This window comes from Microbacterium ginsengisoli, from assembly GCF_000956535.1.
Classification (GTDB): domain Bacteria; phylum Actinomycetota; class Actinomycetes; order Actinomycetales; family Microbacteriaceae; genus Microbacterium; species Microbacterium ginsengisoli.
Genome location: NZ_JYIY01000035.1, coordinates 1 through 10,600, shown reverse-complemented (window position 1 = coordinate 10,600; position 10,600 = coordinate 1). Strand labels below are relative to the sequence as shown.

General features: G+C 71.6%; 10 protein-coding genes. 4 read left to right on the top strand and 6 right to left on the bottom strand.

Annotated features, from left to right (window positions below; genetic code table 11):
• From RR49_RS00665 to RR49_RS00655, 3 genes are all read right to left on the bottom strand, one after another.
• The coding region (locus tag RR49_RS00665; protein ID WP_045245832.1) for a DEAD/DEAH box helicase at positions 1-1,431 on the bottom strand (1,431 nt) is incomplete at its 3' end.
• Positions 1,432-1,683: 252 nt separating this feature from the next.
• Positions 1,684-3,366: a glucose-6-phosphate isomerase gene (gene pgi, locus RR49_RS00660; protein ID WP_157013127.1), complete on the bottom strand. Its 1,683-nt coding sequence runs from the start codon at positions 3,364-3,366 to the stop codon at positions 1,684-1,686.
• Between the two features lie 52 nt (positions 3,367-3,418).
• Positions 3,419-4,054 carry an NADPH-dependent F420 reductase gene (locus RR49_RS00655; protein ID WP_045245833.1) on the bottom strand — a complete coding sequence of 212 codons (636 nt, stop codon included), beginning with the start codon at positions 4,052-4,054 and terminating at the stop codon, positions 3,419-3,421.
• A 54-nt stretch (positions 4,055-4,108) separates the two neighbouring features.
• On the opposite strand from RR49_RS00655, the gene RR49_RS00650 reads away from it, so the two are divergent.
• The 4 genes from RR49_RS00650 (at position 4,109) to RR49_RS00635 (ending at position 7,888) form a co-directional block, all read left to right on the top strand.
• Positions 4,109-5,677 (top strand): cation:proton antiporter, encoded by a 1,569-nt coding sequence (locus RR49_RS00650; RefSeq protein ID WP_045245830.1) that lies wholly within the window; start codon positions 4,109-4,111, stop codon positions 5,675-5,677.
• A 246-nt stretch (positions 5,678-5,923) separates the two neighbouring features.
• A complete protein-coding gene (locus RR49_RS00645; RefSeq protein ID WP_045245829.1) occupies positions 5,924-6,481 on the top strand; it encodes a DUF2127 domain-containing protein in 558 nt (185 codons plus the stop codon).
• Complete coding sequence (locus RR49_RS00640; RefSeq protein WP_048809491.1) at positions 6,478-6,762, top strand: hypothetical protein; 285 nt, start codon at positions 6,478-6,480, stop codon at positions 6,760-6,762. Before RR49_RS00645 ends, RR49_RS00640 begins: the two co-directional genes overlap by 4 nt.
• 265 nt (positions 6,763-7,027) lie before the next feature.
• Positions 7,028-7,888: a Cof-type HAD-IIB family hydrolase gene (locus RR49_RS00635; protein WP_045245827.1), complete on the top strand. Its 861-nt coding sequence runs from the start codon at positions 7,028-7,030 to the stop codon at positions 7,886-7,888.
• 36 nt (positions 7,889-7,924) lie between these two features.
• Here RR49_RS00635 and RR49_RS00630 read toward each other — a convergent pair whose 3' ends face one another.
• The 3 genes from RR49_RS00630 to RR49_RS00620 all read right to left on the bottom strand — a co-directional run.
• Positions 7,925-8,830: a DMT family transporter gene (locus RR49_RS00630; protein WP_045245826.1), complete on the bottom strand. Its 906-nt coding sequence runs from the start codon at positions 8,828-8,830 to the stop codon at positions 7,925-7,927.
• Positions 8,831-8,895: 65 nt separating this feature from the next.
• Entirely contained in the window at positions 8,896-9,861 is a 966-nt protein-coding gene (locus RR49_RS00625) for a DNA-3-methyladenine glycosylase family protein (protein ID WP_045245824.1), read from the bottom strand.
• Between the two features lie 74 nt (positions 9,862-9,935).
• Positions 9,936-10,600 (bottom strand): winged helix-turn-helix domain-containing protein (locus RR49_RS00620; RefSeq protein WP_045245823.1); only part of this gene is annotated, 665 nt, incomplete at its 5' end.

Below are 10,600 nucleotides of genomic sequence, written 5' to 3'. Positions count from 1 at the left end.
GCCCTGCGCACGCTGTCCCTGCGTGGAACGCTGCCCCTGTGCCTGCCCCTGGCCGCCGCGCGCCGGGCGTCCCTCGCCGGAACGCGGCGTCGCGGCATCCGCGCGACCGGCGCCGGACGTGCCGCCCGACGACCGGCGACCGCGGGATCCGCCCTGACCGGCGGCCGGCTGCGACCCGCCCTGGGGCTTCGCCTTCTGCGGCTGGGTCTTCGGCTTCTGCGCGGCGGCGGCCGGAGCGGCGCTCGGTGCCACGCGCGCAGCCGTCTCGCCGACGAGGTCGCGCACAGCGGGGGTGTCGGCATCCACGTTCTCGAACGGTGCGGTGATGGCGGCCTTGCGCAGCATGTCGGCCACGTCGCGCTTCTGCGACGCGAGCACGACGGTGACGACGGTGCCCTCGGCGCCGGCGCGCGCGGTGCGGCCCGAGCGGTGCAGGTAGGCCTTGTGCTCGAGCGGCGGGTCGACGTGCACGACCAGCTCGACCTCATCGACGTGCACGCCGCGGGCGGCGACGTCGGTCGCGACGAGCACGCGAATACCTCCGGCTGCGGGGTCGGCGCCGAAGGCTGCGAGGTTGCGCTCGCGGGCGCCCTGGCCGAGGTTGCCGTGCAGGTCGACCGCCGGGATGCCCCTGGCTGTCAGCTGGCGGGCAAGCTTCTTGGCCTGGTGCTTGGTGCGGGTGAAGAGGATGCGGCGCCCCACGCCGGACGCGAGGGTCTCGACGAGGCTCGCCTTGTGGTCGTCGGCGACGAGCAGCACGCGGTGGGTCATGGCGGCGGCGGGCACGCTGGACTCGTCGACCGAGTGGCGCACCTCGTCGCGCAGGAACGAGCGCACGAGGCCGTCGACACCGCGGTCGAGGGTGGCGCTGAACAGCAGGCGCTGTCCACCGGCGGGCGTCGCCTTGAGGATGCGGGTGACGCCCGGCAGGAAGCCGAGGTCGGCCATGTGGTCGGCCTCGTCGAGCACAGTGATCTCGACGGTGTCGAGGGTCACGACACCCTGCTTCATGAGGTCTTCGAGTCGGCCCGGGCAGGCGACGACGATGTCGACGCCGGCACGCATGGCCTGCTCCTGCGGGCGCTGGCTGACGCCACCGAAGATCGTGGTGACGCGCAGACCCGCCGCCTCCGCGAGCGGGGTGATGGTCGCCGCGATCTGGGTGGCGAGCTCGCGGGTGGGGCAGAGCACGAGACCGCGCGGACGGCCGGGGCGGCGGGCTGCGGCCTTCGCGCCGCTGAGGCGGGCGACGAGGGGCAGCGAGAACGCGAGCGTCTTGCCACTGCCGGTGCGGCCGCGGCCGAGCACGTCGCGACCCGCGAGGGAGTCGGGCAGCGTGTCGCGCTGGATGGGGAAGGGCTCGGTGCGGCCGGTGGCCTCGAGCACGGAGACGAGCGGCGCGGGCACGCCGAGAGACAGGAACGAAGACATGGGGGACTTTCGGGATGAGGGCGCGCTCACGAAGACATGTGCACGCGGGGAGGGCGCGGGTGCGTGATCGCACCTCGGGTCGCCGCTCGAGAAGAACCGCGACGGGGAAGTCGGGGAGCGTGTCAGCGACGCAGGCGCCGAAGCGCCGTCATCGACGTTATCACGGGTGCGGTGGGTGTCTGCCGGGCGGGAGCGCGAACGACAACGGGCGCCGACCCGGGGGATCCCGGTCGGCGCCCGCCGTCGTGGTCGTCAGGAGCGGTGCGCGCGGTAGTACGCGAGCAGGCTCCGGGTCGAGGCATCCTGCGCGGCGAAGGCCGCCTCGTCGCCCTCGATCGCGGGCGCGATCTGCAGGGCGAGCTGCTTGCCGAGCTCGACGCCCCACTGGTCGAAGGAGTTGATGCCCCAGATCGTGCCCTGCGTGAACGTGATGTGCTCGTAGAGCGCGATCAGCTGGCCGAGCACCGACGGGGTGAGCGCCGGGGCGAAGATCGAGGTCGTCGGGCGGTTGCCCGAGAACGTGCGGGCGGCCACCAGCGGGCCCGTCGTGCCCTCCGCCTCGACCTCGGCGGCCGTCTTCCCGAACGCGAGCGCCTTGGTCTGGGCGAGGAAGTTCGCGAGGAACAGCCCGTGCACGTCGCGGTCGCCGTCGACGAGCGGGAAGGCCGGGTTCGCGAACGCGATGAAGTCCGCAGGGATCACCCGGGTGCCCTGGTGGATGAGCTGGTAGAACGCGTGCTGCCCGTTCGTGCCGGGCTCACCCCAGAACACCTCGCCGGTGTCGGTCGTGACGGGCGTGCCGTCCCAGCGCACCGACTTGCCGTTGGACTCCATCGTGAGCTGCTGCAGGTACGCCGGGAAGCGGTGCAGCAGCTGCGAATAGGGCAGCACCGCGTGGGACTGGGCGCCCAGGAAGTTGACGTACCAGACGTTCAACAGTCCGAGCAGCACCGGCACGTTCTGGGCGAGCGGGGTCGTCGCGACGTGCGTGTCGACCGCGTGGAAGCCGGCGAGGAACTCGTCGAACACGTCGGGGCCGAGCGAGATGGCGAGCGACGTGCCGATGGCCGAGTCGACCGAGTAGCGGCCGCCCACCCAGTCCCAGAATCCGAACGCGTTGTCGGTGTCGATGCCGAAGGCCGCGACCTTGTCGAGCGCCGTCGAGACCGCGATGAAGTGGTGTGCGACCGCGTTCGTGCGGGATGCCTCGTCGTCGCCGATCGCCCCCTGCTCGGCGAGCTTCGCCCACAGCCAGTCGCGCGCGAGACGCGCGTTGGTCAGGGTCTCCAGCGTCGTGAAGGTCTTCGACGCGACGATGAACAGCGTGGTCTCGGGGTCGAGATCGGCGGTCTTCTGGGCGATGTCGGTCGGGTCGATGTTCGACACGAACCGTGCCTCGATGCCTGCGTCGGCGTAGGGCTTGAGGGCCTCGAACACCATGACGGGACCCAGGTCGGATCCGCCGATGCCGATGTTCACGACCGTCGCGACCCGCTTGCCGGTGACGCCCGCGAACTCTCCCGAGCGCACCCGCTCGGCGAACGCGCGGATACGGCCGAGCACCTCGTGCACGTCGGTGTCGATGTGCTGTCCGTCGACGACCAGCTCGGGGCTCGCGCCCGCCGGGCGACGCAGCGCCGTGTGCAGCACCGCCCGGTCCTCGGTGGTGTTGATGTGCGCGCCCGACAGCATCTCGGCGTAGCGCGCGGCGACCCCGGTCTGCTCGGCCAGGCGCACGAGCGAGGCGAGGATCTCGTCGGTGATGAGGTTCTTCGACAGGTCGACATGCAGGTCGGCCAGCGGGAAGCTGAGGCGCTCCGCGCGGTCGGCGTCCGCGGCGAACCAGCCGCGCAGATCGGGGTGGAACGAGGAGTGTGCGGCGGCCAGCTCAGCCCAGGCGGGCGTGGTGGTCGCGTCGATGGGGGCGGTCACGATGAGACTCTACCGATGACGGATGCCGCGGGCCGCGGCATCCGTCGGTCGGTTCTCAGCGCTCGGCCGCCGCGAGGTTCGCGACGAGCTCGTCGGCGTTCTGCCGAACGACGTACGCCGGACGGTCGCGCTCGACGCGCCAGCTCTCGGCGAGAGGGCCGGCGCTGACGGTGTCGAAGCCGAACTCGTCGTAGAGGGCCGTGATGAAGGCGACGGCCTCGTCGGAGTCGCTCGCGGTCGCGAGGGCCCGGCGGTCGGGGGTTCCGGCCGGGGTGCCGTCGGTGAGGATCTGCGTCGACATGATGTGGTTGAAGCCCTTCACCACGGTCGAGGTGGGAAGGTGCTCCTGCAGCATCTGCGACGTGGTGGTGAGGTTCTCGTCGAGGGCGGCGATGTGGCCGTCGCGTTCGAAGTAGTAGTTGTTCGTGTCGACCACGATCTTGCCCGCGAGCGGGGCGACCGGCACCTGGTCGAGGGCCTTGAGCGGCACCGTCACGATGGCCCAGTCGCCGGCAGCGGCGGCCTCTTCGGGTGTCGCGGCGCGGGCGGTCGGGCCGAGGTCGGCCACGAGGTCGGCGAGGGTCTCGGGCCCGCGCGAGTTGGCGATCACCACGTCGTAGCCGCGGTCCACGAGGCCGCGGGCGAGGGTCGATCCGATGTGTCCTGCTCCGATGATTCCGACTGTCGTCATGCTCGCCACAGCGCTCCGCGCCGCGCCGGTATTCCCGCGCGACATACTGGGCGCATGGATCCGGTCGCCACCATCGCCTGGGTGGTGGCGTTCGTGCTCGTCACGGTCATCGTCACCGGCCTGGTCGGTCGCATCGGCTTCTCCGCACCGGTTGCGCTCGTGGTCGTCGGCGGCATCGCGTCGTTCGTGCCGTGGGTGCCGCGGGTGAGCGTCGAACCCGACCTGATCCTCTTCGGCATCCTCCCGCCGCTGCTGTTCGCGGCCGCGCTGAAGACCTCGCTCATCGACATCCGCGCCCGCAACGACAGCATCCTGCTGCTCTCGGTCGGCCTCGTCGCCTTCACGGTCGTGGTCGTCGGAGTCTCGACGTGGGCGGTGCTGCCCGCCGTGGGCCTCGCCGCCGCCTTCGCGTTCGCCGCTGTCGTCGCCCCGACCGACGCGGTCGCGGTCACGGCGATCGCGGGCAAAGTGGGCCTGCCGCGACGGGTGGTGACGATCCTGGAGGGCGAGAGCCTGCTCAACGACGCGACCGCGCTCGTCGCGCTAAACGCGGCGATCGCGGCGATCGTGAGCGTCGTCAACCCGGGCACGGTGGCGCTCGACTTCGTGCTCGCCGTCGGCGTAGGGGTGGCGGTCGGGGTCGGCGCGGGCGCGCTGCTCACCGTGGTGCGCCGGCCGCTGCGCTCGCCCGTGCTCGACACCACCCTCATGCTCGCGGTGCCGTTCGCGGTGTTCCTCATCGCGGACGAGCTGCATGGCTCCGGGGTGATCGCGGTGGTGATCACCGGGCTGTACGTGGGCTTCCGCTCGCCCGGGGTCATCCGCGCGGAGTCCCGCGTCGCCGCGCAGCTCGTGTGGCGCACCATCCAGTTCCTGCTGGAGAACGCGGTGTTCCTGTTCATCGGCCTGAACCTGGCCGGCATCCTCGAGGGCGCCGTGCGCACCGGACCGGGCCTGTGGCCGACGGTCGGCATCGTGGCCGCGATCCTCGCGGCCCTCATCCTCTCCCGCTTCGTGTGGGTGATGATCACGACGTTCGTCTACCGGTTCGGTCCGCGGGTGCTGCGCGACCGCAGCTGGGACGTGCGCAACGGGATCGCCGTGGCATCCGCCAGCGTGCGCGGCGTCGTGACGCTCGCCGCCGTGTTCCTGCTGCCCGAGCAGACGCCGATGCGGGAGTACCTGCAGTTCCTCGCGTTCGTCGTGGTCGTCGCGAGCCTGATCGGGGGTCTCGCGCTGCCCCGCATCGTGCGGGCACTGCACCTGCCGGCGCGCAACGACCTGCAGGAGCGCACCGAGGTGAAGCTGCTCATGGCAGAGGCGCGGCAGGCGGGGCTGCGTCGTCTCGACGAGACCGTCACCCCCGACGACGAGCCGCGCGTGGTCGAGCTGCTGCGCGCCGACGCGGCGTTCCTCGGCGAGACGCTCGATGCCGGGGCGGATGCCGCGTGGCCCCAGCTGCAGTCCATGCATCGTCTGCGACGCGCGATGATCCAGGCGCAGCGCGAAGCGGTTCTCGTCGCGCGCCGCGAGCGCCGGTTCCAGGAGGTCGCGGTGCTCGCGGCGCTGCGCGCCATCGACGCGGAGGAGACGTCGCTGCGGGCACAGGAGGCCGAGCCCTAGACCGTTCGCGCCCCGCCGCGTCGATGAGGTGGTCGTGCTCGCCGCCGAGATCGGCGACGTCGGGCCGACCTGTATCCCCGGCCACCTCGGCATCGGCCGGGCGTCGACCTCGCAGGTATTTTCTCGCGAGCGAGCGCGCCTTCGGCGTCGGGTACGACCCGAGACGAAAAGGCAAGCGAATGCCGCGTGCCGACGTCTGACGAAAAACACAGACAGACCCCCGATGAGGTCTGGAAGAGTCGATGTATGAGGTGGTTGCGTTCGCGAGAGCGTCGTGAGCTCGTTCTGGATTGGGTGTTCCTGATCGGGGTGCTGCTGAAAGCGGTTGACGGACTTATCGAGCTCGTGTTCGGCATCCCGGCGTTGTTCATCAGCCCCGCGCAGTTGGTATCACTGACGAGCGCTCTGACCGCGGGGGAGTTGGCAGCAGACCCGCACGATCTCCTCGCGAATCTGCTGCTGCGTGCGACGTCGGGGCTGAGCGCGGACGCGTTGCTCGTGAGTGGGGTCTACCTGATCGTCCATGGTGCGGTGAAGGTCGCGATCGTGGTCGCCCTGGTTCTCGGGTCGCGCAGGGTGTACCCGTGGTCGGTGGGTGCGCTCGGTGTGCTGTTGATCGTGCAGCTCGTCGACCTCATCCTCGCGTTCTCGATTGGTGTGCTTCTGCTGGTTGTTCTCGACTCGGTGATCATCTGGCTGACTGTCCGGGAGTGGCAGCACGGGCGCACTCTGCGCGACGTCGCGAGGTTGCGGATGCCCTGGCTCGACCGTCGCGTGCGGAACGCTGGAGCGGCGGGCAATTGAGCGATGGGGTCCGGCTTCCGCGGCTGGCGCCGTTGTATGCCGCGGGGTTCGTAACCGCGTTCGGGGCGAACAGCATCGCAATCGCAGTAAGCGGGCGGCACGAGCAGCTCGGCCTGACGCTTGCCTCGCTGGGCGTGTTCCTGGCCCTCTATGACTTCGCGGAGCTGATCTCGAAGCCTGCGTTCGGCGCGTTCGCCGCGCTATCCGCGGGGGTCGCCGTCACCGCAGCCGTGGGACTGCGATACCGAGCGCGTACATCGCGCTCGCCGAGCCGCAGCTGACGAGCCGACCCGGCGACATCGGCGAGCTGAGTCAGGCCACGTCGTGCCCCGGAAAGCGGCATCGCGCTGGCGTTCGTCGGGGCGAGCATCGCGATGCTCGTCATCGTGCTCATCGCCTTCGTCTCGCGCCCCTATCGACGGCTGTCCCGCGCCTACGCCGAGACGCCGCCTCCGGCGGCCGCCGCGGACACCACGGAGGAGGGTGGATCGTCCGGGGCACTCCGTCCGGAGCCGAACGGCAGCGTGAGCACGGGAGAATAGCCGTGTGACCCCCGACGCCGCCGCCCCGCCGACCGCACTCACTCCCGCCGACGCGCTCCCGTCGATCGACCTTCGCCTGATCGCGGTCGACATGGACGGCACGCTGCTCGACGCGGACGGAGCCGTGCCCGACGACCTGTGGCCGCTGCTCGACGACCTCCACGATCGGGGCATCGCGTTCGCTCCGGCGAGTGGCCGCCAGTATGCGACGCTTCGCCGCGACTTCGACAGCCACGCCGACGGCATGGTCTTCATCGCCGAGAACGGCGCCCTGGTCATGCGTGACGGCGTCGAGCTCAGCGCCGACCTGCTCGAGCGCGACATCGTCGCCGAGGTCGTGAGACTCGTGCGGACGATCGACGCCGACGCGGGGCTTGTGCTGTGCGGCAAGCGCGGCGCCTACATCGAACGATCGGATGCCGCGTTCCGCACCGAGGCACACCGGTACTACGCGGCGCTCGAGGTCGTCGACGACCTGCTCGCCGTCGACGATGAGATCGTGAAGCTCGCGGTGTTCGACTTCGCGGGGGCGGAGGCATCCGCGTTTCCGGCGCTCGCGCACCTGCGCGCCACCCATCAGGTGGTCGTCTCGGGGGAGTGCTGGGTCGACGTGCTCAACGTCGGTGTCAACAAGGGCCACGCGCTCACCCGCCTGCAGCAGACGCTCGGGGTCACGGCCGAGCAGACGGTCGCGTTCGGCGACTACCTCAACGACCTCGAGCTGATGGATGCCGTGGCCCACTCCTTCGCGATGGCCAACGCCCACCCCGACATCGTGGCGCGAGTCCGCTACGTCGCGCCGTCGAACCGTGATCACGGCGTCATCACGGTGCTGCGGAGCATCCTCGATCGTCTGGGCGCCTGAGGCCGCGGATCAGCGTGAGTCCGCTCGAGTCGTGACTCACGCGCGCGGGCTGAGTCCCGGCTCGGTCGGCTCGACGTCGGGCTGCGAGAGCGTCGCGACGATCACGCCGACGAGGGCCAGTACGCCGCCGAACACCTTGATCGGGTCGGGGGTCTCGCCCAGCGCGATCGCGAACGCGTAGCCCAGCGCAGGGATCGCGGCGGTCGCGGCACCGGAGATGACGGCCGGGAGGCGTTCGGCGCCGTAGTTGAACAGCACGAGTGTCGGAGCGGTCACCACGAGCGCGAGGATGAAGATGCTGACGACCCCGCGCAGGTCCGTCGGGATCGCGAACGTGCCGGTGACGCCCTCCCAGCCGAGCCAGGGCAGCATGAGCACGGTGCCCCAGATGCCGGTCGCCGTGGCGAGCACGACCGGGTCGGGTGCTTCCTCGCGCGCGGCGTAGCGACGCAGCAGCACGGTGTAGATCGCGTACGCGCTGATGCCGATGACGTAGAGCACGGCGCCGAGGTCGACCCGGAATCCCGACGCCGCGACGAGCGCCACGCCGCCGGTGGCGAGCGTGAGGCCGATGACCGTCGCGACCGTCAGGCGCTCCCGCAGCATGATGACCGCGGCGATCGCGGTGAGCACGGGCAGCAAAGCCGAGACGAGCGCCTCGGTGCCGGGGGTCGTGAACAGCAGGCCGATGTTGGCGAGCGAGTAGTAGATGGTCACGCCGGTGAGTCCGAGCAGGATGCTGCGGGGGTCCGCCAGGGTGCGCCAGAAGTGGCGGCGGCGCATCGCGAGCGGCACGAGCACGACCAGGGCGATCGCGAACCGGCCGACCGACAGCACCGCGGGGGAGCCGGTCTCCAGGGCCCACGCCGAGATGACATAGGCGACCGACCAGAGCACCACCGCCAGGCCGATCGCGCCGAGCGGGAGCCAGGTGCGCCTCACGCGCCGACCGGGACGAGCGCGGGAGCCATGCGCTCAGCCTATCGACGCGGCGAGGCCCGCCGCGGTCATCGGGCGCGGTGGTCTTCGGGGTGCAGGCGGGCGCCCCGCCGGGGTTCGCGCACGCCGGCCGCCGCGAGCAGACGGATGACCCGTTGCCGGTGCCCTCGCCACGGCTCGAGCAGGTGCAGCATCCCCTCGTCATCGGTGCGATGTCCGGTGAGGGCGAAGCCCACCTCGTGCGCGAGGTGGTAGTCGCCGACGCTGACCGCATCGGCGTCGCCGAACGCACGGATGCGCGTCTCGGCGGAGGTCCACGGCCCGACGCCCGCCAGCGACACCAGCACGCGGTCGGCCTCGTCGAGGGAGGTGCTCGTCGCCCGCACGATCGCCTCGCCCTGGGAGGCCGCGCGCACGATCGCGCGCGACTGCGGCGGCTCGAGTCCCGCTCGGTGCCACGACCACGACGGCACACGGCGCCACCCCTCGATCGACGGCGGTGCGAACAGCGGCCGCGGAGTCGGTCCCGGCGCGCGCTCGCCGTACCAGGTGACGATGCGCCGCCAGGCGGCGAATGCCTGCACGCCGGTGACCTTCTGTTCGACGATCGCACTCGCGAGCGCGTCGAACACGAGGTCGGTGCGCGAGAGTCTGAGGCCGGGGTGACGATGGTGGGCATCGACGAGAAGCGGATGCCGCGGCTCGAAGCCCGCGGCGTCGTCGCGCGCCCCGCACAGGTCGGGCAGCTGGGCGAGCGCCCACGCGGCGCCCGGTCCCCAGGCTGCCCCGCGGATGACGCCCGGCGAGGTCTCGCGCAGTGCGAGGGTGGCCACCCCGTCGGGGGTGCGGCTCGCGCGCCAGATGACGGCCCCGTCGGCGTGCATCGTGGGATCGCCCGCACCCCGTCGCTGGAACAGCACGGTGCGCCGCAGATCGAGCGGCTGCCGCGGACGGTACTCCGTCTCGAGTGGGCGGGTGTTCGCGGGTCTTGGGTCGCGACCCACCGCCGAGGCGGCGGCGGGTGCGAGCGTCATGCGCTCACCCTAGGCGACGCCGCCGACGTCGGCGAGGTGCCGACGGGGGATGTCCCGTGCGCGCCCGCGGCGGCTCAGAAGCGGTCGGGCGACGGGGTTCCGTGGCCGTAGCGGATCGACACGTCGGCGTGACGGTCGAAGCGGTATCCGACGCCGCGCACGGTGCGCACGATGTCTTCGAAGCGTCCGAGCTTGGCGCGCAGGCGTCGCACGTGAACGTCGATCGTGCGCTCGCCCGGGGCATCCGCGTCGTCGCTGCTCCACAGCGAGTCGACGAGCTCGGTGCGCTCGATGGTGCGGCCCTCGCGCAGCACCAGGTACTGCAGCAGCTCGAACTCCTTGTAGGTGAACGAGGCGGACTCGCCGTCGATGAGCACGCGCTTGCGGGAGATGTCGACGACGACGCCGGATTCGGCGCGTTCGTCGGTGGCGGGGCGCTCGGCTTTGGTGCGGGCGACGGCTCCGGGCTCGCGCAGGGCGAGGCGTACGACGTCGACGTCGCGGCCGCCGGCCCCGACGGGGGCGAGGGCGACGGTGGCGTAGGTCTCGGCGCCCGGGGCGATGTCGGCGAGGGTGCGCCGCAGGGCGGTGACGAGGGTGTTGAGCGAGACGCCGGCGGCTGCCGCGGTGGCCTCGTCGAAGCCGACGTAGAGCGCGAAGCCGCGGGGCTCGCTGCCCTCGGGGATACGGCGCTCCGGTGCGGTGGCCGCCGGGGCGGCCGGGGCCGCGGAGGCCGCGG